Source organism: Kibdelosporangium banguiense (genome assembly GCF_017876405.1).
GTDB lineage: Bacteria > Actinomycetota > Actinomycetes > Mycobacteriales > Pseudonocardiaceae > Kibdelosporangium > Kibdelosporangium banguiense.
Genome location: NZ_JAGINW010000001.1, coordinates 4,134,664 through 4,156,764, shown reverse-complemented (window position 1 = coordinate 4,156,764; position 22,101 = coordinate 4,134,664). Strand labels below are relative to the sequence as shown.

At 66.1% G+C, this 22,101-nt stretch carries 21 protein-coding genes; 8 read left to right on the top strand and 13 right to left on the bottom strand.

Annotated features, from left to right (window positions below; genetic code table 11):
- Positions 1 to 33: 33 nt before the first annotated feature.
- Complete coding sequence (locus JOF56_RS19625; protein WP_209640166.1) at positions 34 to 1,833, bottom strand: tachylectin-related carbohydrate-binding protein; 1,800 nt, start codon at positions 1,831 to 1,833, stop codon at positions 34 to 36.
- A 425-nt stretch (positions 1,834 to 2,258) separates the two neighbouring features.
- On the opposite strand from JOF56_RS19625, the gene JOF56_RS19620 reads away from it, so the two are divergent.
- Together JOF56_RS19620 and JOF56_RS19615 are read left to right on the top strand one after the other, a co-directional pair.
- Positions 2,259 to 3,212: a quinone oxidoreductase family protein gene (locus tag JOF56_RS19620; RefSeq protein ID WP_209640164.1), complete on the top strand. Its 954-nt coding sequence runs from the start codon at positions 2,259 to 2,261 to the stop codon at positions 3,210 to 3,212.
- Positions 3,213 to 3,268: 56 nt separating this feature from the next.
- Positions 3,269 to 3,733: a winged helix-turn-helix domain-containing protein gene (locus JOF56_RS19615; protein WP_245378313.1), complete on the top strand. Its 465-nt coding sequence runs from the start codon at positions 3,269 to 3,271 to the stop codon at positions 3,731 to 3,733.
- Here JOF56_RS19615 and mnmA read toward each other — a convergent pair.
- Genes mnmA through JOF56_RS19600 form a run of 3 tightly spaced genes read right to left on the bottom strand, consistent with a single transcriptional unit; the run spans position 3,717 to position 6,323 of the window.
- The gene (mnmA, locus tag JOF56_RS19610; RefSeq protein ID WP_209640158.1) at positions 3,717 to 4,793 is read right to left on the bottom strand and encodes a tRNA 2-thiouridine(34) synthase MnmA; all 1,077 of its coding nucleotides are present in this window, start codon (positions 4,791 to 4,793) and stop codon (positions 3,717 to 3,719) included. The two genes, JOF56_RS19615 and mnmA, sit on opposite strands and share 17 nt — an antisense overlap.
- Positions 4,794 to 4,795: 2 nt before the next feature.
- Positions 4,796 to 5,968, bottom strand: coding sequence for a cysteine desulfurase family protein (locus JOF56_RS19605; RefSeq protein WP_209640155.1), 1,173 nt, complete (start codon positions 5,966 to 5,968; stop codon positions 4,796 to 4,798).
- Positions 5,969 to 5,996: 28 nt separating this feature from the next.
- Entirely contained in the window at positions 5,997 to 6,323 is a 327-nt protein-coding gene (locus JOF56_RS19600; RefSeq protein ID WP_209640152.1) for a hypothetical protein, read from the bottom strand.
- A gap of 131 nt (positions 6,324 to 6,454) precedes the next feature.
- Between JOF56_RS19600 and JOF56_RS19595 the strand changes: the two genes are divergently transcribed.
- Entirely contained in the window at positions 6,455 to 7,348 is an 894-nt protein-coding gene (locus JOF56_RS19595; protein WP_209640149.1) for a helix-turn-helix domain-containing protein, read from the top strand.
- The gene (locus tag JOF56_RS19590; RefSeq protein ID WP_209640146.1) at positions 7,345 to 7,584 is read left to right on the top strand and encodes a DUF397 domain-containing protein; all 240 of its coding nucleotides are present in this window, start codon (positions 7,345 to 7,347) and stop codon (positions 7,582 to 7,584) included. The genes JOF56_RS19595 and JOF56_RS19590 overlap by 4 nt, the downstream gene beginning before the upstream one ends.
- 3 nt (positions 7,585 to 7,587) lie before the next feature.
- On the opposite strand, the gene JOF56_RS19585 is transcribed toward JOF56_RS19590, so the two are convergent.
- Complete coding sequence (locus JOF56_RS19585) at positions 7,588 to 8,724, bottom strand: hypothetical protein (protein ID WP_209640143.1); 1,137 nt, start codon at positions 8,722 to 8,724, stop codon at positions 7,588 to 7,590.
- Positions 8,717 to 9,205 (bottom strand): RNA polymerase sigma factor, encoded by a 489-nt coding sequence (locus tag JOF56_RS19580; protein WP_209648343.1) that lies wholly within the window; start codon positions 9,203 to 9,205, stop codon positions 8,717 to 8,719. The genes JOF56_RS19585 and JOF56_RS19580 overlap by 8 nt, the downstream gene beginning before the upstream one ends.
- A 208-nt stretch (positions 9,206 to 9,413) precedes the next feature.
- Here JOF56_RS19580 and JOF56_RS19575 point away from each other — a divergent pair, with 208 nt between their 5' ends.
- A complete protein-coding gene (locus JOF56_RS19575) occupies positions 9,414 to 11,459 on the top strand; it encodes a PQQ-dependent sugar dehydrogenase (RefSeq protein ID WP_307855161.1) in 2,046 nt (681 codons plus the stop codon).
- Between the two features lie 52 nt (positions 11,460 to 11,511).
- Here the strand turns inward: JOF56_RS19575 and JOF56_RS19570 are convergent, their stop codons facing one another.
- Together JOF56_RS19570 and JOF56_RS19565 are read right to left on the bottom strand one after the other, a co-directional pair.
- The gene (locus JOF56_RS19570; RefSeq protein WP_209640140.1) at positions 11,512 to 11,724 is read right to left on the bottom strand and encodes a hypothetical protein; all 213 of its coding nucleotides are present in this window, start codon (positions 11,722 to 11,724) and stop codon (positions 11,512 to 11,514) included.
- A complete protein-coding gene (locus JOF56_RS19565) occupies positions 11,702 to 12,235 on the bottom strand; it encodes a hypothetical protein (protein ID WP_209640137.1) in 534 nt (177 codons plus the stop codon). Before JOF56_RS19565 ends, JOF56_RS19570 begins: the two co-directional genes overlap by 23 nt.
- 119 nt (positions 12,236 to 12,354) lie before the next feature.
- Here JOF56_RS19565 and JOF56_RS19560 point away from each other — a divergent pair, with 119 nt between their 5' ends.
- Positions 12,355 to 13,182 (top strand): siderophore-interacting protein, encoded by an 828-nt coding sequence (locus JOF56_RS19560; RefSeq protein WP_209640134.1) that lies wholly within the window; start codon positions 12,355 to 12,357, stop codon positions 13,180 to 13,182.
- Between the two features lie 92 nt (positions 13,183 to 13,274).
- Here JOF56_RS19560 and JOF56_RS19555 read toward each other — a convergent pair whose 3' ends face one another.
- The 5 genes from JOF56_RS19555 to JOF56_RS19535 form a co-directional block, all read right to left on the bottom strand.
- A complete protein-coding gene (locus tag JOF56_RS19555; protein ID WP_307855160.1) occupies positions 13,275 to 14,654 on the bottom strand; it encodes an MFS transporter in 1,380 nt (459 codons plus the stop codon).
- 269 nt (positions 14,655 to 14,923) lie between these two features.
- On the bottom strand, positions 14,924 to 15,742 hold the full coding sequence (locus JOF56_RS19550) for a lysophospholipid acyltransferase family protein (protein WP_209640131.1): 819 nt from the start codon (positions 15,740 to 15,742) through the stop codon (positions 14,924 to 14,926).
- A gap of 44 nt (positions 15,743 to 15,786) precedes the next feature.
- Entirely contained in the window at positions 15,787 to 16,569 is a 783-nt protein-coding gene (locus JOF56_RS19545; RefSeq protein ID WP_209640128.1) for a GNAT family N-acetyltransferase, read from the bottom strand.
- A gap of 199 nt (positions 16,570 to 16,768) precedes the next feature.
- Positions 16,769 to 17,728 (bottom strand): electron transfer flavoprotein subunit alpha/FixB family protein, encoded by a 960-nt coding sequence (locus tag JOF56_RS19540; RefSeq protein ID WP_209640125.1) that lies wholly within the window; start codon positions 17,726 to 17,728, stop codon positions 16,769 to 16,771.
- A gap of 25 nt (positions 17,729 to 17,753) precedes the next feature.
- Positions 17,754 to 18,539: an electron transfer flavoprotein subunit beta/FixA family protein gene (locus JOF56_RS19535; RefSeq protein ID WP_209640122.1), complete on the bottom strand. Its 786-nt coding sequence runs from the start codon at positions 18,537 to 18,539 to the stop codon at positions 17,754 to 17,756.
- 246 nt (positions 18,540 to 18,785) lie between these two features.
- Here JOF56_RS19535 and JOF56_RS19530 point away from each other — a divergent pair, with 246 nt between their 5' ends.
- Positions 18,786 to 19,628 (top strand): DegV family protein, encoded by an 843-nt coding sequence (locus JOF56_RS19530; RefSeq protein WP_209640119.1) that lies wholly within the window; start codon positions 18,786 to 18,788, stop codon positions 19,626 to 19,628.
- Positions 19,629 to 19,916: 288 nt separating this feature from the next.
- On the top strand, positions 19,917 to 22,097 hold the full coding sequence (locus JOF56_RS19525; RefSeq protein ID WP_209640116.1) for a putative bifunctional diguanylate cyclase/phosphodiesterase: 2,181 nt from the start codon (positions 19,917 to 19,919) through the stop codon (positions 22,095 to 22,097).
- Positions 22,098 to 22,101 lie beyond the last annotated feature (4 nt).

Below are 22,101 nucleotides of genomic sequence, written 5' to 3'. Positions count from 1 at the left end.
TTGCGGCTCAGTCCCCCTTGGAATCGCCGACGGTTACTGGGCTGGCTGAACAGGCAGATCCACAAAAACCGGTTCATGATCACCGGAGGCCACCCGGGCTGTGGGCGGCAGAGCCTTGCGCAGTTTGGGCACGTCGTCCCCATCACGGAAGGCGACAACCCAAATGTTCTGATCGGGCACGGACACCGCCGTGGGATCAGTCGACGACTGTTGCGTGTGGTCGGTGATATCGCGCCAAGCCCGGAACGCCGAGGATCCAGGTGCCACCTGACCGGTGTTGTACACGTAGCCGTCGGCACCGCGCGCCACGATCTCGATCGTCCCGTTAGGTGCGACGATCGCGGACGGCGAACCTGCGGCGATCAGCCCGGGTATAGCAGTCCATACCTGGGGGAAACCGGTAGCGGTCTCGGTCTGGGAATAGATCTGACGATCCGCGCCACGGGCGAAGACGCGTAATCTTCCGGCGCCGTCCACGACTGTGGCTGCCGCGCCGGAAAACCCGCTACCGCCAAGCAATGACGATGGGCAGCAAACGCCGTCGCGCGACACGATGGTCCGATAGTCCCCAGATCGGCGCAGCAGCGTGACAAATGTCGTCGTTCCTGTGCCCCTGACGAACGTCGGCTGAACTGGAGCGTAATTGTCACAACCGAAAAGGCGCCATGGCCGCAACTCAGCGTTCTGGGCACGCTCCGCAGTCCACCACAGGCAGCCTTCACCGTCCACCACGTAACCGAACAACGTGCTGTCATGTAGACGAAGCAGTGACGCAGGGCCCGTGCCGAAACCACCGACTTTGGTAGTCGGCGACCAGGCACCTGTGGGAGATGCCTGTGTGCTACTGCGTACTTCGGCGTCCGTTCCCAGTCCGAGCAACTGCACACGGCCATTCGCTGCCTCGGCCGCGGTGGGAACGCCGGTCACCCCGAGAAACGACGGAATGACTGAGAAGCCGATCGGAGTGTTGCCTGAGAGATCCGCGGCCTGCGCGTTGACCATCCGGCCATCGCCGACCACATAGGAGTAATGCAGGCGTCCGGTCGATGTGTACAGCAGCGACGCGGCCGCGTTCGGCTGAGCGGGGACCTGAGGGCGCACCGGGTTCCCGTCCGGCGTCACCTTGCAGCCATCCGGGGAGATCTCCAACTGCCAGTCAGCTGGAATGCCCCCGCCGATGCTCTTTCCACTGCCCGCGGCCCACTGGCCATCCCCGGCGTACCTGTACCACCGGAAGGCCCCGCTGTTGTCCGACACGTAAAGCAGGTCGCCGCCAGGCGAGGTTACGTCCGCGGCGGTCTGCCAGCCGACGCCGACTTTTCCGAAGTCGACCAGCCGTTGGCTGGCCGTGTCGTACTGGTAGCGGAACAGATCACCATTGGTCTGTCTCGCGTAAAGGACACCTGCGCCTGCGGACGCCACGAGGTTGAAGCGGTCGCCCCAGCCGTAGTCCAGCAGCCGCTCGGTCCACGCCTGGGTTGCGTTGTCATACCGCCACCAATGCAAGGCGTTGTCCGGTGCGATCCCGTAGAAGTCACCCCGGTTGTCGATGGTCAGCCGATTGCGATAACTCGAGGTCCCCCATACATTCCAACCCGTTGCGATCGTGGCGAACGCACCGTTGTTCTCCCAGCGGTCACCGAGCCACTTCAGCCGTCGAACCTCGCCGTCCGGGCGAAACGAATAGACGTACCCGCTCGGCCCTGCCTTCGTGGTGCCCGACCAGCCACTGCCGATGCTCCGGCGCCCCGACCAGGCTCCGCCCCCGGCCTCCGGCTCGCTGTCGACATCCAGGTCGAGGACCTGATCGGACCGGATCACGAAGTTCGACACACCCGGCTGGCACTCCAGGGCCCCCACGGGAACTGCGGCAGTCGTCGGGGCCTGGGACAACGAAGCAAAGATCACCAATGCGGCCACCGCAGCCGACCCGCGTATGAAACGCGCAGGACGAGGCCGCGCCATGAACCGGCGCTTCATCTAAAGGTGCCCCCTTAGTAGAGGTTGCCCATGCGTGCCCCCCGGCGACGCGCAACCAACTTGAACCATGAAGAGCTTGGCTTATTGATCATGGCTGGAGAATCGGCTGTCCGGGTGAACAATTTCGCTGTGTGTATTGACAAACGCCGTTCGGCGCAAGGGGTGTTGGGCCGGTGAGGCGTGGTGACGGCGGGCACAGTGTGGAACAAACCAGTGTCACAGTCCCTTGAGTGAGACAAAGTGTTATTCTGTCTCACGACGATAAGGAGGCGTTCGACGTGCGTGCTGTGCAGATCACTGAGTTCGGCGGGCCGGAGGTGCTCAGGGTCACCGAGGTGCCGGACCCGGTGCCTGGTGATGATGAGCTGCTTGTCGATGTGTCCAGGGCCGGGGTGAACTTCGCGGATACTCACCAGACGGACGACTCCTATCTGGCGCCTGCCAAGCTGCCGTTGATTCCGGGTGGTGAGGTTGTCGGCACCACGGCTGATGGGCGGCGGGTCGCGGCGATCGTCGGTAGTGGCGGGTATGCCGAGAAGGCTGTTGTGAAGAAGGCCCTCGCGTTCGATGTGCCGGAGGGCGTCGACGACGTTTCCGCGGTCGCGCTGCTTGTGCAGGGGATGACGGCTTGGTTCCTGCTCAAGAAGATCACGCACTTGCAGAAGGGCGAGACTGTCGTGGTCCATGCTGCCGCCGGTGGGGTGGGCAGCCTGGCCATCCAGTTGGCGAAGGCGATGGGCGCCGGGCGGGTCATCGCCACGGCGAGCACGCAGCAGAAGCGTGATCTTGCGCTTGAGCTGGGCGCCGATGTCGCGCTTGACCCCGCGACCGAGGACCTGAAGGCCGCTCTGATCGAGGCCAACGGTGGCAAGCGTGTTGACGTCGTGCTGGAGATGACTGGCGGGCGCGTCACGAATGAGAGCCTCGCGGCGTTGGCGCCGTTCGGCAGGCTCGCGTTCTACGGCATGGCCAGCCGTGAGCAGCCGGAGCCGGTCGCAATGACTTCTTTGATGGCGCACACCAGCACGGTGAGCGGTTTCTGGCTGGCGCACGCCTTTGGCAACCCGCCTCTGCTGCACCAGGCGTTCCGGGAGCTGGCCGACGAGGTTGTGGCCGGCAACTTGAAGATCATCGGTGGCGGCGACTACGCGCTTTCCGATGTCCGGCAGGCGCATGAGGACCTGCGGGGCCGCCGCACCGCGGGCAAGCTGGTCGTCAACCCCGGCAAGTAGGTTCAGCCTGTGGGATGCGTTGACACTCCTGGTGACCAGCCGGTCCCATGGTGCACATGTCCACGGCCCAGCTGACTGTCATCGTGCAGCTCACCGTCGACACCGAGCAGGCTCCCAGCCTCACCGCTCGGCTGGTCGACACCCTGCGCACCGCCGTTGACCTGCCGATCGACCGGATGGTCGTCGACGGTGCGCAGGTGCCGGAGCAGCGTGCCCTGCCATCGGCACAGCTGCGTATCCAGCCGGACGCGCGTCGCGTCACTGTGCGTGACACGCCTGTCGAGCTGACACGGCTTGAGTTCGATCTGCTGTTGTTCCTGTGCCGCAACCCTGGCCGGGTGCACCGCCGTTCGACGATCCTCGCCGAGGTGTGGGGCGTCGCGGATCACCTTGGTACCCGGACTGTGGACGTGCATGTCCGCCGGCTACGCGGGAAAATCGGGTTCGACCCGATCACCACTGTTCGCGGCGTCGGCTACCTGGTCGACCAGAACGCCGGGTTCGCTATCGAGCGTGTGTGATCGTGGCGCTGCCGAGCACCAGGTCGCCGCGGTACAGAACTGCGGCCTGACCAGGCGCGACGCCACGCAGCGGCTCGGCCAGCCGGATCACCAGCTCACCGTCGGCCATCTCGGCGACCGCTGGGGCCGTGCCGCCGTGCGCACGGACCTGCACGACACACTCGGTCAGCCCGTCCAACGGCTCACCGGACGGCCAAATCAGCCGCTCACCAGCGATTTCCCGGACCTCGAGACGCTCGGCCGTGCCGACCCGGACGTTGCCGGACACCGGCTCCAGCGACAGCACGTACCGCGGACGTCCGTCCGCTGCGGGCGCGTCGATGCCGAGACCCTTGCGCTGTCCGACGGTGAAACCGTGCACGCCCGTATGCATGCCAAGCACCGCACCGGTTTCGTCGTCCACGAGCATGCCGGGACGCTCACCGAGCTTGTTGGTCAGGAACTTCTGGGTGTCGCCATCCGGGATGAAGCAGATGTCGTGACTGTCGGGCTTCTCGGCCACGGACAGGCCGCGCTCGGCCGCCTCCGCACGGACTTCGGTCTTGGTGTTGCCACCGAGCGGGAACATGGCGTGCCGCAACTGCTCCGCGGTCAGCGAAGCGAGCACATAGGACTGATCCTTCTCGTCGTCCACACTGCGCCGCAGCTCCGGCTTTCCGTCCACTGTGGTCAAACGGGCGTAGTGGCCGGTGCAGACCGCGTCGAACCCGAGCGCCAAAGCCTTGTCCAGCAACGCCTCGAACTTGATCCGCTCGTTGCAGCGCAAGCACGGGTTGGGCGTGCGGCCTGCGGCGTACTCCTCGACGAAGTCCTCGATCACGTCCTCGGTGAACCGCTCGGCGAAATCCCAGATGTAGAACGGGATTCCGAGCACGTCAGCGGCCCGGCGGGCATCGTGGGAGTCCTCGATCGTGCAGCAGCCACGGGCGCCGGTACGCAGCGTGCCCGGCTTCGCCGACAGGGCCAAGTGCACGCCGACGACGTCGTGCCCGGCGGCGACCGCCCTGGCCGCGGCCACGGCCGAGTCGACACCACCACTCATTGCGGCGAGCACGCGCATGCTCACGCCTCCTTCGCTGCGGATCGGCGCATCCCGGAAAGTCCCGCGCTACGGGCCCGTTCCACGGCCGGTCCGATTGCCTTGGCGAGTGCGTCGACATCGGCTTTGGTCGACGTATGCCCGAGCGAGAACCGGAGCGAACCGCGGGCGGCCGCCGGATCCATGCCCATGGCCAGCAGGACATGGCTCGGCTGAGCCACTCCCGCCGTGCACGCCGAGCCAGTCGAGCACTCGATTCCCTTGGCGTCCAACAACATCAGCAAGCTGTCACCGGCACAGCCGGGGAACGTGAAGTGTGCGTGACCCGGCAGCCCTGGATCGCCGTTGAGTATCGCGTCCGGAACAGCCGCACGCACTGCATTTACCAGCTCGTCGCGCAGCGCCGCGATCTCGGCAGCACGCTGCTCACGGTTCGCGACGACTGAACGTACAGCTGTGGCCAAAGCATGAATCGCAGGCACGTCAACGGTTCCCGAGCGGACGTCACGCTCCTGCCCGCCGCCGTGCAGCAACGGCGAACACGGCACGTCCCGCCCGAGCAACAAGGCGCCGACACCGATCGGGCCGCCAAGCTTGTGGCCAGTCATGGTCAACGCGCTCGCGCGTGACTCCGCGAAGTCGACCGGCAACGAGCCCACGGCCTGGACCGCGTCAGTGTGGAACGGGATGCCGCGCTCAGCGCAGGCCTCGGCCAGCTCACGCACCGGGTTGACGGTCCCGACCTCGTTGTTCGCCCACATGGCCGTGACCAGCGCCACATCGTCGGAGAGCTCTTCGGAAAGCGCGTCGGCGTTCAGCCGGCCACTGCGGTCCACGGGCAGCCAGGTCACATCGGCGCCGTCGTAGTTCTCCAGCCACTCGGCGGCGTCGAGCACCGCATGGTGCTCCACGGACGAGACCAGCACACGGCGCCGGCCCTCCTGGCGGCGCGCCCAGTAGATGCCTTTGACGGCGAGATTGTCACTCTCCGTGCCGCCAGCGGTGAAAATGACCTCGGAGGGTCGCGCACCGAGGGCGTCCGCGATCGACTCGCGCGCCTCCTCAGCCACCCGCCTGGCCCGGCGACCAGAAGAATGCAGCGAAGAGGCGTTGCCCGGAACGGACATCGCCTCGGTCATGGCCGCGACTGCCTCTGGCAGCATCGGTGTGGTCGCCGCGTGGTCTAGATAGGTCATCGCATATGAGTGTATGCGGCGATGTACGTCACGCCGGGCGCGGACTCGACGATGGTGTCGCCCGGCGAGGCCAGCGGGCGTCAAACACGTCCCGCGCGTCCGACAGCGAGCAGACTACGGCCTCACAAGTGTCCAGCGCGGCAGCGAGACGTCGGTGCGCCTCAGCAGCACGCTCGGAACGCGGCACGGAACGCTCCAACGCGTCCACTACCTCCTCAAGTTCGATGTGCCAGCTATGGAACTCGACGAGCACACCGCCGAGAACATCGGCCGCCGCCCGCGCCTTGCACTCGTCGACATCGAGATCCTCCTGAGTCAGCTCCGGAAAGTGCCCGGTCAGCGGCTTGTCAGTCACATCTCCTCCTCAGCCCGACGGCGTGTCCACATGACACAGCACCGCTCATACGAGACTATTCGAAACCACCCATAGATGACTAAGCACGAACGAGTGAATTCATGGGATGCACCCTTTCTGGAAGGAGCGAGATGACCGAGCAGCGCCGGACAGTGGCCAGGGTCGGCCTGGCCGCGGTGGTCAAGCGGCTCCGGATCGAAGCCGACCTGACCCAGAAGGAACTCGCCGACATGATCGGCCTGTCCAACCAGCAGATCGCCAACATCGAGATGGGCCGCACCGGTGTCAAACCCGAGTACATCGAGCGCATCCTGGACGGCCTCAAGATCGAGGACACTGACGAGATCAACCGCACGGACCTGTTGGAGCGTGCCCGCGCTTCCCGGCAACGAACGGGAAAGGTCCGGCGCAGGGCCACTTCACAAACATTCGTCGCACCGGTCGTGCGGCGTTTCAACGACTTCGAGGAGGAAGCCACGGAGCGGTGGGACTACTCACTGAACCTCATCCCCTCCATGCTTCAAACACCGGACTACGCAAAAGCGGTCAACCGATGGTTCGCGCGGTTGGAACCGCGTTTGTCTGACAGGCACGTGAAGTTGCGACTCGCTCGGCAGAAGCTGCTGCGGCGCGAGGATCCAGGTCCCTTGAGCCTCTGGGAAATCATCGGCGAAGCCGCCTTGAACACCATGGTCGGAAGTCCGGCGATCATGCTTGAGCAACTTGAGCACATCCGGCACACCGTCGCCGAACTGAGCCACGTCGCCTTCCAGATTCTGACCTTTGAGGCGGGTAACGGTCCGCTGGGCAACGGCAATGTGATGGTGGTGCGACACCCCATGGCACCGACGGACATGGTCTATCTGGAGGGGGCCGACGATGCTGGCAGAATCGAGGACCGAGAGGAGGAGATCGAGCGAATCCTGTGGTCGTTCGAGCAAACCCGCGCTCTCGCGGAGCCCGAACATCGCTCACTCACCCTCCTCAATCGCCGGATCAAGAGCCTCAAGGAGATGTTGCGGTGAGCGTCATCAAGCCCTGGTTCACCCCGAGCCTGTCCGGCAGCGGCGTGAACTGCGTCGAAGTGAGGTTCGTCGAGTTATCCGACCTCGTCGAGGATGTCCAGCCACACGGCGGTGACCAGGTCGTCGCCGAAGTCCGCAACAGCAAACGCCCCGGCGAGGGCTCGGTCTGGTTCACCGAAGCCGAGTGGAACGCCTTCCTCGGCAGCACCACCGAATTCGCCTGGCCGGAATCATGAACCTCAAGGACCTTCGTAGGTGATCTTGCCGGTGCCGTCGTAGAGGCGGAGTGTGCGTTTGAACGAGCCGGGTGGCAGGACGGCGGCGAATGTCGAGTCGGCGACATCGGCCTCGACGGTCACGTCGCTGGAGACGACCTGGACTCGCCGGGTTTCCTGGGGCACCACGCCTGCGACGAAGACCTGGCCCACGTTCGGGTCGGTGGAGATGGGGAAGGTTTTCGGGGCCGGGCCCTGGTTCGCGGCCTTGTCGGCCTGGTAGTAGCCCCGGCCGGTGATGGAGCCGAACGTCCCGAACTGGTTCTCCGTCGAGTACGAGCAGGACGAGTAGCCGTACGCGTTGCGGGCGACGATCATCACGAAGTTGCCTGCCTGGACCATCGCGCCTGGTTCCCAGCTGTCCTGGTCGATCACGGCTCTGTACAACTCGGTGGCTTTGATGCAGTCGCCGAGGATTCGGCCGCGGCCGGACGAGCGGTCGGGTGCGGGCCCCGGGCGGGCGTCGACAACGGTGATCGGGGGTTGTTCGAGTACCGGCAGGGTGATCCATTCGGCCGGTCGTTCGGTGTTGGCCACTTCGACCGTGTCGCCTGTCCGGAAGCCGCCGACGAACATGCCGTCGACCATGCTGGCCGGCCGGACCGAGTCGCCGGTCTTGATCCAGACCTGCTTCCAGGACGGGTCGGCCACGCCTGCGATCGTGCCCAGCGGGGTGGTCATCACCAGGCCCGCGCCAGTGCCGGGAACGTAGCGCGGTTCGGCCGTGGAGACGGTCGCAGTCGTGTGCGTCAGCTCGCAGAAAACCGGTTTGCCGCCTGCGCGGGCGGCGATGACCTTGTAGTCCTGGAAAGGCGACTCGAATACCTGCTCCCATTCGCTTCGGGGGGCCAACTGACCTGAGTCACGCGCGGCCGCGGCGCAACGGTCCAGGCCCGGGTTCGCGTCATTCGAGGGGCCTGCGCCGCCGGTGGCCTGGATGGTGAAGACAGCCCCGATCGCCAGGGCGGCGACACTCGCGGCGATCGGGGCAAGGACAGAGCGGCGCCGTACCGCCGGTTCGTCTAATGTGGACTGCATGATGCGGTCCTGGACATCGGCGGGGATCTGGCGCCACGGAGGCGGCGCGAGCGGATCAGTCATGGCTGACCTCCACAAGCGTACGAAGGCGCGCTCGAGCGCGGGAGATACGGGATCGAACGGTCACTTCCGCCACGCCGAGCAGCTCCGCGGCAGCCGGCACACTGAGTTCGCCGAGCAGGCACAGCTCGACGGCCTCGCGTTCGGCGCGCGGCAGTTTCTGCACAGCGCGCAACACCACGCGAAGCCGTTGGTCGTGGTCGAGACGGTCGGCGACAGCGTCCGCGTGGTCTTCGACCATGTGTTCCGGCGGGAGACGGCGTATCGCGCGTAGGAACCGTTTGGAGCTGCGGTATTCGTTGCGCGCGAGGTTGGCGACAACCGTGTACAGCCAGGGTAGGGCGCTGCCGTCGACTGTGCGCATGTCGGCGCGTCGGCGCCAGGCCGTCAGGAAGGTGGCGGATGCGAGGTCCTCTGCTTTGCTCCACGAGCCCGTGAGGCGGTACGCGTGGTTCCACACCGCCTCGACGTGCCGCGCGAACATCGCGGTGAACTCGGCGCGTTCACCGACGGCTTCCTGCGTGGAGGGCCTCACACCTTGGATATGTTCACAGCCGGTCGCTTGTTGCAGGCTCCTCGCTGAAACATTTCGGTGCGGGTCCGCTGGACGAAACGTTCTGGAAACGTTTACATTGATCGAGCCTCAGCCGCCGCGGGCACCCGAAGTCCCTATCGATCACTCGGAGGACCCTGTGGTACCCCTGTCCCGATGGCGGGCGGGCGCGGCCGGCGTTGCCGCCGTCGCCATGGTCTTCGCCGTCGCACCTGCAGTCAGCGCGGCGCCCGTCCTGCTCTCCCAGAACAAGCCGGTCACCGTCTCCACGACCGGCGGTGACAACTACGCGGGCCGCAACGCCGTCGATGGCAGCACATCCACGAGATGGGCGAGCCAGAAGAACATCGACCCGGCGTGGATCTATGTCGACTTGGGCGCGGTCGCGGCCGTCAGCCAGGTCAAGCTGACGTGGGACCAGTCCTGCGCCAAGTCGTACCGGGTCGAGCTGTCGACCAACGCGACCAACTGGAGCAGCATCTACGAGACGACAACCGGGGACGGCAGCGTCGACGATCTCGCGGTCGGCGGAAACGCCCGCTATGTCCGTGTATACGGCACAGTCCGGTGCCGGACCGGTTCGGCGTACGGCTATTCGTTGCAGGAGTTCCAGGTCTACGGCACGACAGGGCCTGACACCGAGTCGCCGACCACACCAGGCAACGTCCGTGCCAGCGACATCAAGTCGACGAGCGCGACGCTGTCCTGGGACGCATCGACCGACAATGTCGGCGTCACGGCGTACGACATCTTCAACACCGGTCAGCTCGTGAAGACCGTCAGCGGCACGACGCTCTCGACCACGCTCACCGGCCTGACGCCGAACACGAACTACGGTTTCTACGTCAACGCGCGTGACGGCGCCGGAAACGTCTCCCAGGCCAGCGACACGGTCCCAGTCAAGACGCCCCCGCAGGTCATCGACAACGACCCGCCAACAGCGCCGGGCAATCTGCGTTCAACCGGGACCACAGCCAACAGTGTCGCCCTGACGTGGAACGCGTCCACCGACAACATCGGCGTCACCGGGTATCAGGTGTTCTCCGGTGGCACGCAGGTCGGCTCGGCGACCGGGACAACAGCCACGATCAGCGGCCTGAAGGCGAACACCGCGTACACCTTCACCGCCAAGGCCACTGACGACGCCGGAAACGTCTCTCCGGCAAGCAATGCGGTCACTGTCACCACCAAGTCCGGCGGCGACGCGATCGGCGAGGTCAAGCAGATCACCACAAGCACAGACGTGCCCTGGGGCTTGGTGAACCTGCCGGACGGCTCGGCGCTCTACAACGAACGGGACACCCACAAGATCACCCGCGTGACCCAGTCCGGCACCAAGACCACGGTTGGCACGATCTCAAACGTGTCCGGAACGGACGGTGAAGGCGGCCTGCTCGGGCTGGAAATCTCGCCGGACTTCGCGACCGACCACTGGCTGTACGTCTACCACACCAGCCCGAACGACAACCGGATCATCCGGGTCAAGTACGAGAACGGCTCGCTCGGCGCCTCGCAGGTCCTGCTGACCGGCATTGTGCGTAACAAGTTCCACAACGGCGGCCGGCTGCGGTTCGGCCCGGACGGCAAGCTGTACGCCGGTGTCGGCGACGGCCAGAGCGGCGACCGGGCGCAGGATCTCAACTCCCTCAACGGAAAGATCCTGCGGCTGAACCCCGACGGATCAGTCCCGTCGGACAACCCGTTCGCCGGCAAGTACGTCTGGAGCTACGGCCACCGCAACATCGAAGGCCTGGCCTTCGACTCCCAGGGCCGGCTCTGGGAGGCCGAACTGGGCAACTCCGTGATGGACGAACTGAACCTGATCAAGAAGGGCGGCAACTACGGCTGGCCGTCCTGCGAGGGCACATCCGGCTCGGGTTGCAGCAACTCCGGCTACACCAAGCCAGTCCGGACCTGGGGTGTGTCCAGCGCCTCACCTGGCGGCCTGGCGATCGTCAACGACACACTGTTCATGTCGTGCCTGCGTGGCGAGCGCCTCTACCGAATGAAGATCAACGGCAACGGCACCGACAGTCCCGTGGCCTACTTCCAGGGCACGTACGGTCGCCTTAGGACAGTCGAACCGACCTCGACCGGCGGTCTCTGGCTGACCACGTCCAACGGCGACAAGGACAGCACCGGCAACAACAGCAACACCAAGATCATGCAGGTGGCGCTGAACTAGCCGCCCGGTGGTGGGGGCGCGTGGCACCCCCACCACCCACAGCCTGGCCTGCTCAGCAACCGAGCACGCTCATCAGCATGATGGTGTCGACTTTGCCGTCCTTGGCCATCCGGAACACGACGAGCTGATCCGATTTGCCCGCGACGGGCATCGTGTAGTCGCCGGACTCACCGAGCTTCGCCTCCGGATAGGCCTTCTTCACGTCGCCGACCGACGAACCCGCCGTGATTCCCGCGGGCGTCTTAGCTCCGGGAGGTGCGGCCACCAGCCGTAACTTGCCCACACCGTCGAACGACACCCCCGCCTGCCGCCAGGAACTTCACGTTGCGAGCCGAGCTCTTCTGCGAAAGCTGCCGGGTGGCTTCGAGCGACTCCTGCATGATCTGGGCGATCACGCCCAATTCGTCCGCGGACTTGCGCAGTTCGTCCAGCGTCGGGTTGTCCGCCAGCGGCTTGTGGGCCAGCTTCGCCGCGTCCAGGCGGCTCTTGACCTCGTTCGCCTTCCGCTCGGCTGCCTGCTCGTCGGCCATCTGCGCGGGATCCGGCTTCGGCCCGCCCGTGAAGCTGTAGTCCTCGCAGCCGTACAACGTCGACGTCGGCGCTTTGCCCAGCCGTCCCGTGCCCAGCGCCTCCTGCTTCGACATGCCTACGGTCAGGCCCCGGAACGCGTCCGGCCCGAAGAAGTCCGGCGCGGACAACGCCACCCCAGACTGCTTGGACGTGCACCCCGCGACCAGCAGTACCAGCGCACCGACTGTGAGCAGGACTTTCCTCATCCTCGGCGACCCCCTTGATTCACCGAAGACAGTAACCGACGGCTACGACACTTTTCCGCCGGATTTCGTGAAGGTTCAGTGTCGCCCCTGACTTCCTGCTGAACGCGTACATTATGGACATGGCAGAACGGCGCGGGCGCATGGCGAAAACAGGCGTGGTTTCCCGGGTGGAGCAACTCACGCCGAACATGATGCGAGTGGTCATCGGTGGTGACGGGCTGGCAGAGCTGGCCGCGGGCGAGTACACCGACCACTACATCAAGATCCTCTTTCCGCCGGCGGGCGTGACCTACCCGGACCCCGTCGACCTCGGTGTCATCCGGGAGACCATGCCCGCGGAAACCTGGCCCGCCGTACGCACGTACACGATCCGCCGCTGGCTGCCGGAGATCCCGGAGATCTGGGTGGATTTCGTGGTCCACGGCGACAGCGGCGTGGCGGGACCATGGGCGGTGGCCGCCAAACCCGGTGACGTCGTCCGATTCATGGGACCAGGCGGGGGTTACGCGCCGGACCCGCAGGCGGCGTGGCATCTTCTCGCCGGTGATGAGAGCGCCCTGCCCGCCATCGCGGCGGCCCTGGAACGTATGCCGTCCGGCGCGCAGGCGAAGGCGTTCATCGAGGTCACCGACGCGAACGAAGTGCAGAAGCTGCAGACACCGGCTGACGCCGAGGTCAAATGGCTGTACCGCGGCGACCAGCCTGTCGGACAGTCGCTGGTGACCGCGGTACGCGACCTGGACTTCCCGTCGGGTCAGGTGCACGCGTTCGTGCACGGCGAGGCGACGTTCGTCAAGGAACTCCGCCGCCACCTCCGGATCGAGCGCGAAATCCCGATGTCCCAGCTGTCCATCTCAGGCTACTGGCGACGCGGCATGAACGAAGACGGCTGGCAGTCCAGCAAACGCGAATGGAACCAGCAAATCGAAGCCGAACAAGGCGCCTGACCGCTCAGCCCTGGAACCCGTCCCGGCAGAGGACACCCCCGGTGGGCGAATGTCGGAGCGGAGATTCGCCCACCGGGGGTGAGTTTTCCCGATCAGGTAGTCGTACCCCCAGGAACGGCTACCCGGGCCGGTCGCACCAGAAATGCGCCGAGGATCGCGACGCCGGCCATGCCGCTGTCCAGAATGGCCATCGCGGTGGTGGGTTGTTGCGGGGATGCCAGCAGGGAGAGCAGGACGCCGCCGATTCCGACCAGGAGTGCGCTGAACACCCGCTCGGAGACCTGCAGTGAGGCTGCGTTCGCGCCTTGTTCGTGTGGCAGGGAGAAGCGCATGGTGAGCACGCTCATGCTGGAGTAGGCAAGGCCCATTCCAATGCTTGCCAAGGACCAGGCGGCGAACGAGAACCAGCCCCAGCCCCATGTCGGGGCCACTATGAGCATGCCGAGTGCGCCTGCGGCCAGGAAACCGAATCCCCAGCGCACGAAGATCCATCGAGAAAGATCGGGTTTACGCGCGGGCAGAACCGCCGCTGCGGACCAAGCCAAGGCGCCCAGGGTCAGCGGAAGCCCGGCGAGTATTGGGGAGTAACCGTGCACTGCCGTGAGTGTCAGTGTCACGTACACCTCAATGGCGGTATACGCGCCGGCAAGCAGGCCACGGGCCAGAACTGTGACCGGCAGTCCAGGCCGGGCAGCCAGCGTTCCCTTGGGAAACAGGCGGAACAACGATGGAAGCAGCACGACCAGTCCGGCGACTCCGAGCAGAAGTGTTGCCAGCGAAGGATGTTCGGCCGCCCAGGTCAGTGCCGCGATGCCCACGGCCGCCGCGACCGCGGCGAGCGCCAGGCCGGGCCGTACCGGCTGAGGTTCCGGCGCCCGGGACGGCAGCGTCCGCACAGCCGGCAGCAACAACAAGGCCCCGAGCACGGCAAGCGGCACCAGCCCGAGGAACACCCAGCGCCAACTGGCGTGCTCGGTCAGGAATCCGGCCACTGCGGGACCGACCAGCGACGGCAGGACCCAGGCCGCGCTGAGCAATCCGAACGCCGCGGGCTGCGAACGTTCCGGATAGACAAAGGCGATCATCACGTAGATCGCCACGGCTATCGTGCCGCCGCCAAAGCCTTGCAGCGCACGGCCGACGAGCAGCATCTGCATCGAACCGGCCATCCCGGCCACCAGCAGCCCAGCCAGGAACAGCACAACTCCTGTGTAGAGCCCGAAAGCCGGTCCTCGCTGGTCGCAGAGACGACCGGCGAGAACGTTGGCTATCAGGCTCGTCACCAGGAACACCGTGAACGGCCACGAGTACAGCGCGCCGCCCTGCAGATCGGCGACCATCCGCGGCATCGCCGTGTTCACACCGAGATTCTCGAACGCCACCAGCGTGACCAGCAGGGTCATCCCGATCGAGACAGCACGGTACTGGACTGTCCAGAGTGAACTCTTCGGCGCTTGTTCGGCAATGGTCACGCAAAGGAGTCTGCAACCTCAAGTACGCTGTAGGTCAAGACCGCATGAGTGTGGCCGCCATCCCTCCCAGACCACACACTCACCTCGCACCCCGCCCACATCCGGCCAAGCCCCACCGCATGAACAATTCCCCAAGGGGAACCCTTGATTTCACGGTAGCGGCAGGGTCCGACAGTTTTGATGTTTGCGCAGGTCAGAACCACTATATGGGTGCCGTGCCAAGCAAGCGACGGGCTGACCCGCGTGCACGGATCAGCCCGTCGTTCTGGTCAGCTGACTGCGAGCTTGGGGTGTTCGAACTCGGGCAGTGTCTGTGTCCGGCTCAGGACGTCGCGCACGGCAGTCTGCGTGATCGCCGCCAGTTCGCGCCGGTTGCGCGCGGTGCTGGGCTCGATCGGTTCGAGCACGTGCACCTCCAGTACCAAGCCGCGGGTACGGGCAGTCCGGCGCAGCGAGGTGACCAGGGTCTCGTCACCGATGAACGCGGGTGCGGTCGTGTCCCGGCCGTCCTCCAGCCTGTAGCGCAGGACAAACGGGATCACCGGAACGTCCGCGTCGATCGCGGCCTGGAACATCGCCGGGCGGAACCGGCCGTTGGCCAGGCCGCACCAGGTTGTTCCCTCCGGCGAGACGTTCACCAGCGAGCCGCCGCGCATGGCCTTCATCAGCTCGTCCACCGCGCCGGGCAACGAACGCAGATTCTCGCGGTCCAAGTAGACAGTGCGGGCCGAAGTGGCGAGCTTGCCGATGATCGGCCAGCCGGCGAGTTCCTTCTTGGCCTGTGCGCGCATCGGCTGTACGGCGTTGACGGCGACGATGTCCAGCCACGAGATGTGGTTGGAGGCGACCAGCGCGCCGCGGTCGGCCTCGGCGTACTCACGCAGGATCTCGCCGCCGTGCACCTCGATCCGGACGCCGAACGCCCGCGCGATGCGACGAAACCACCAGCGGACCGCGCCTTCCCGGCCTTTCTTGCTGTACAACGGCATGCACAGCGCCAGGAACGGTCCTGTCAGCAGTACGGCGACCGCTGTCACCAGTCGCCAGACGCGCCTGAACCGGCCGACAGTAGGTGTCTTGCCGGCCATGCAGCTGGGCCCACACGGGGCTTCCGGCTGCCAAAGATGTCCCCTCACCCTTGCTCCCCCAGGAAGAACTTCACGTATCGCGGATCGACCTTCGCGATGTCCAGCAGCACGAACAGGTCTGCCACGTTGAAATCAGCATCCAGCGCGGGCGTCCCGCAAACCCACGCGCCCAGCCGCAGATACCCTTTGAGCAGCGGCGGGACCACTGTGCGCGGGGCCGGCCGGACCCCGTCGGGCTGCCACGGGCGCAGCGGGCGCACCCGGTACTCAGGCGGTGACATGTGGTTGTCCCGCACCATGTTCCACACCGCGGCGGCCAGATGCCCGCCGTCGGCCAGCGGCACGGACGCGCACCCGGCGAGCATGGTCCGCCCGGTGAGCAGCATGTATCGGGCGATACCGGCCCACATCAGGCTTACCACGGAACCTGTGCGGTGGTCGGGGTGCACACACGAGCGGCCCGTCTCCACGACATCCGGCAGCAGTGACCTGATTCCCGTGAGGTCGAACTCGGTCTCCGAGTAGAGCTTGCCCGCATCGGCCACACGGTCGGGCGGCAACATGCGATAGGTGCTGACGATCTCGCCCGTCCGGTCCTCACGGACCACGAGGTGGTCGCAGAACTCGTCGAACTCGTCGATGTCCAGCCCGGTGTCCCCGGACTTCAGGTTCGCGCCCATCTCACCGGCGAAAACCTGGTGGCGAAGCCGCTGCGCCGCGGTGACCTCCTCGGAGTCCCGGGCCAGCAACAGCGAGTAACGAGGTGCGTCCTCCGGCAGTTCGGTCCCAGCGGTGGCAGTACTGACGAGCACCTGCGCCTGAGTCATGACAATCGTTCTACTCGCGCGAGATGACCTTCGACAAGCCGACTTTCTGACTCATCAGTGGAAAATAGGTGAATACCCTGAGACGGGGTCACCCTGTAGGACGACGCTGTCTACAAGATCACTTTCTGCTATGACCAGGAATAAAACGGGGCCCCGTGGGTAGTCGCCCACGAGGCCCCGAAGTGCATACAGAAGTCGATCAGCCCTTGCGCTTGCCGATCTGTTCGGTCAGCTGCGGCGCGACCTGGAAAAGGTCACCCACGACACCGTAGTCGGCGATTTCGAAGATCGGCGCCTCGGCGTCCTTGTTCACCGCGATGATCGTCTTGGAGGTCTGCATTCCGGCGCGGTGCTGGATCGCGCCCGAGATTCCGAGAGCGATGTACAACTGCGGCGAAACGGTCTTCCCGGTCTGCCCGACCTGGAACTGGTGCGGGTAGTAGCCGGAGTCGACCGCGGCACGGGACGCGCCCACGGCGCCGCCCAGCACATCGGCCAGCTGCTCGACCACGCCGAAGCTCTCGGCGCTGCCCACACCACGGCCACCGGACACGACCACCGAGGCCTCGGTGAGCTCCGGGCGGTCACCGCCGACGATCGGCTCGTTGCCGGTGATCTTGGTGGCCTTGGCCGCGTCGACCGCGGGCACCTCGACCGCGACCTCGGCTGCCGCACCGTCGGCCTGCTCGGGCTCGACACTGCCGGCTCGCACCGAGACGACCGGAACACCCTTGGTGGACTTGGCCTTCGCGGTGTAGGCGCCACCGAACACCGAGTGCGTGGTGACACCTTCGCTGTCGATGTCGACCGCGTCGTAGAGCAGGCCGGAGTCGAGCCGGATCGCCAGGCGCCCGGACACCTCCTTGCCCTCGGCGGTCGCGGCTACGAGCACCGCGGCCGGGGACGCCTGCGCCACCAGGGCGGCCAGGACGTCGACCTTCGGCGTGACCAGGTAGCCAGCCGCGTCGTCGGACTCGGCGACGTAGACCTTCGCGGCGCCGTAGGAGGCGAGCGCGTCCTTGATCTTGCCTGCGGTGCCCGGCGTGCCCACCACGACAGCCGACGGCTCACCGAGCCGACGGGCCGCGGTCAGCAGCTCGAACGTGACCTTCTTGACCTCACCGTCGATTTCGTCGACGAGGACCAGAACCTCTGCCATGACTAGTTCTCCTCCTCGCGGTTGATCAGATGAGTTTCTGGGAGACGAGGTACTCGGCGATCTTGGTGCCGCCGTCGCCCTCGTCGGTGATCTGCTGGCCGGCCGCGCGCGGCGGCTTCGGGGCCGACTCGAGCACGCTGGTGGCCGCGTTGCCGAGGCCCACCTCGCCCGCGTCGATGCCCAGATCGGCGATGGTCAGCGTGGTGACCGGCTTCTTCTTGGCCGCCATGATGCCCTTGAAGGACGGGTAACGCGGCTCGTTGATCTTCTCCCCGACGCTGATCACGGCGGGCAGGCTCGCCTCGAGGAACGTGCGGCCGGTGTCGGTCTCGCGCTCCACCTTGACGCTCGTGCCGTCGATCTCGACCTTGCGGGCGTGCGTGAGCTGCGGCAGACCGAGCAGTTCGGCGAGCATGGCCGGGATGGCGCCACCGACACCGTCGGTCGACTCGTTGCCGGCGACGATCAGGTCGTAGCCCTCGACCGTGCCGACGGCCTTTGCGAGCACCTTGGCGGTCTGGATGATGTCGGCGCCGTGCAGCGACTCGTCACTGACGTGCACCGCCTTGTCGGCGCCCATCGACAGGGCCTTGCGGATGGCGTCAGTGGCCCGCTCCGGACCGGCGGTCAAGACCGTCACCTCGCCACCCTGCGCCTCCTTGATGAGCAGGGCCTCCTCGACGGCGCGCTCGTTGATCTCGTCGAGCACGGCGTCCGCCGACGCACGGTCCAAAGTGTGGTCTGCACTCGAGAGCTTGCGCTCCGAGTAGGTGTCAGGCACCTGCTTGACCAGGACAACGATGTTAGGCATGGGTCTTCTTCGACCTCCCGGCTACTGACGTCATGTTGTTGTGCAGACCATCCCACGCCTACCGACTGCCAGCGCGGTGGCATACGACACTAATAGGCATGTTACCGGCCGGTAGCATCGCGGCATGACATCGCCACCGTGACAGTACTCACTACCCCTCTGACGTGCGACGGAAACGGTTGGGCGGGCCAGCCGGACCGCTACGATTTGCGTCCATCCGGGTGATAACCGTTAATCTGGCTTCCCATGCACGGCCGCGTAGTTGTAGTGACCGATTCCACCGCTTGCCTCCCCGCCGACCTGGCGAGGCAGTGGGGGGTGCACATTGCCCAGATCCAGATCCGGATCGGCGAGCAGGTGTCCGAGGAACAGCACGTTCCCAGCGCGCACCTGATCGAGGCGCTGCGCAACCGCACCCCGGTGCAGACCGCGCCGCCGGAGCCTGCCGCGTTCTACCGGCTCTACCAGCAGGTCGCCCAGAGCGCCGACGCGATCGTGTCGATCCACGTCTCCTCGCGGCTGTCGGAGACGTGCAAAGCCGCCAGCCGGGCCGCCGCCCAGATGCGCCTGCCCGTCCATATCGTGGACTCCGGGACCTGCGGGATGAGCCTCGGATACGCCGTGCTGGCAGCGGCCCGGGTCGCGGGTGCGGGCGGCAACCCGCGCCGCGTGATCGACGCGGCCGTGAAGCGGTGCCGTGCCAGCTCGGAATTGATCTATGTCGACACTCTCGAATACCTGCGCCGCGGCGGACGGATAGGCGCGGCCGCGGCATTGGTCGGCAGTGCGTTGTCGCTCAAACCCGTACTCACGGTTCAAGAAGGCCAAATCGCTCCGCAGGACAAGGGCTTCGGTTCCGACCGGGCATTGCGCAAGATGGTCGAGACCGCCGTTTCCCGGGCGGGCGAGGGCATGGTCGACATAGCTGTCGAGCATTTCGGCAACATGCCGAGGGCGACGACGATTCTCGAGGAACTCAAGCCCCGCCTGCCGCAGGCCCGCGACGCGGTCATCACCGAGGTCAGTTCGGCGATAGGCGTGCACGTCGGACCGGGCGCGGTCGGTATCACCGTTTCGCGCGCGGAATAGCCGTGACGAACCTCACCGGCCGACACGATCGGGTCGGCCCGGCGCACTTTCGCCATTTTCCTACCGCTGCGCAGGAAAAACGTTGTGCACCGCGATGATCAGGCGGGATGTGCGGGCGTACCGCCGTTTGTCCGAACCGCACCGTAGGTAGAACGCTATTCACCCGATCGAGGGAACAGCGGATACGCGTGGCCGATCAAGGACAACAATCGGTACGCTCTTCGCCACGGGGTACGCGCTATTCCCACGTATCCCGGGCATCCCGGCAAAACATCTGGGTAGAGGGACATGACCTCACCGCTCCACGACAGCTCACGAGTACCCGCCGGACCCGCCCGTACACCGGCCGACCACGCCAGGGCACGGGTGAAGGTGGCGCGCAAGTGGGCGTACCTGATCAGCTCGAGCACGTACCTGCCGCTCTCCCAGCAGGAGATCGACCAGGCGATGCACGAGATGGTCGACGTCGTGTTCAACGCGGCACTGCGTGACCCATTCAATCCCGAGGAGATCATCGGCGTCGGCGCCCGGTTGGTCGACATGCGTTGCACCGGGCCGACGAGCTTGCGCCGAACCATTGACGTGCTTGGCAAAGCGCTGCTGACCGAGCCCGAGCTCTACCGGATCGACGGCAAACAGGACGAGCGCGCGGTGCAATTGCTCGGTGTGCTCGCCTCCGATTACCTGGAATCGACCCGGCAGTTCGTCTTCACGCAACAGGAGGACATCAAAGAAGCGCTTGTCAGGGCCGGGTCGGACGCGCAGCGCCAGATGCGGGCCACCGAGGCCAGGTTCGACGCGGTGTTCACCTCGTCGCCGACCGGTATCGCGATAGTCGATCTGGCCGGGGGTTTCGTGCGTACCAACACCTCCCTCGACGACATGCTCGACCGGCAGGACTATGCCGGGCTCACCCTGTTCGACGTGGTCGACCCGGACGAAGTGCCGTTCCTCAAGGCGGCCTGCAAGGACCTGGCCGACGGCTGGGCCGAACGGCTGCACCAGCAGCGCCGGCTGCTCAGGTCCGACGGCGAGGCCGTGCGCGCGTCACTCTCGGTGACAGTGTTGCGGGACAACGGTTCCACGCCGACACACTTCCTGGTGACAGTCCAGGACGTCACCGAGATGTCGCTGCTGCAGGGCCAGCTCAGCCACCAGTCGCTACACGACGTGCTGACCGGGCTACCGAACCGGCAGTACTTCAGCACCCGTCTGGAAAGCGTGCTGCGGCAAGCGAATCCGGAGACCGGCGCGACCCTCTACCACCTGGACCTCGACGCCTTCTCGATGATCACCGACGGGCTGGGCCGCCAGGTCGGCGACCGCGTGCTGATGAACGCGGCGCAGCGGCTGAAAGCCGTGCTGGCAGGCGAGAACGCGATGGTCGCCCGGTTCGACGGCGACGAGTTCGCCATCATCGTGGAGAACTCGGACACAACGCCGGACGTGGTGAGCATGGTCGCCTCCATCAACGAGGAACTGGCCGAGCCGATCTACTTCGAAGGCCGCGGGGTGGCCGCGTCGGTCAGCATCGGCATCGTGCACCGGCCACCGGCCGACTCGGACATCACCGAACTGCTGCGAACCGCGGACATGACCCTGCGCCGCGCCAAAGCCAACGGCAGACGCCAGTGGGGCCTGTTCGACGCCTCGGCGGACGCACTCGACCGGTCCCGGTTCAGTCTCTCCGCCCAGATGCCCGGCGCGCTGGAGATGGGCGAGATCACCGTGGTGTGCCGTCCGCTGGTGCGGCTGGCCGATTCGTCGGTCGCGGGCTTCGAAGGCCTGCTGCACTGGGAGCACGACGGCGAAGTCATCTCGCACGCCGACTGCCTCGAACTGGCCGAGCAGACCGGCCTGATCCTGCCGTTGCGCGACACCCTGCTCGAGGATGCCTGCAAGCAGATCCACTCGTGGAACACCGCGTCCGGGGCGGACCTGCCGATCGTCATCGACCTGACCGCGAACCAGGCGTGCGACCCCGACCTCGTCGGCGTGGTCCTGCTCTACCTGGAGCAGATCGGCCTGCGGCCCGGACTGCTGCAGATCGGCGTGCCGGTCTCTGTGCTGCTCGCCGACCGCGGCGAATCCGTCGACAACTTCCGGATGCTGGCGGAGAACGGCATCGGCACAGCTGTCCACGGCTTCGGCAGCGCGGCGGGGGACATCGAGTGCATCGAGGACCTGCCAACCGGCTCCGCCCGGATCGCGCCCCGGCTGGTGGAGCGGCAGCGTTCGAGCAAGTCAACGCTGATCGCCCGGACGCTGACCGACTTGGTCGAGGTCGCCAAACTGGCCGGGGCGAGCGTGACCGTGGACGGCATCGAAACCGCCGAACAGGCCGACTGGTGGCGTGAGATCGGCGCGGACACCGCCCTCGGCCGGTACTTCGCCCCCGAACCCGCCGACCTGCGCGAACTGGCCCCCTCCAGCTGGAACATCCCCGGGACCGGGAGTACTCGCCGCTAGCCAG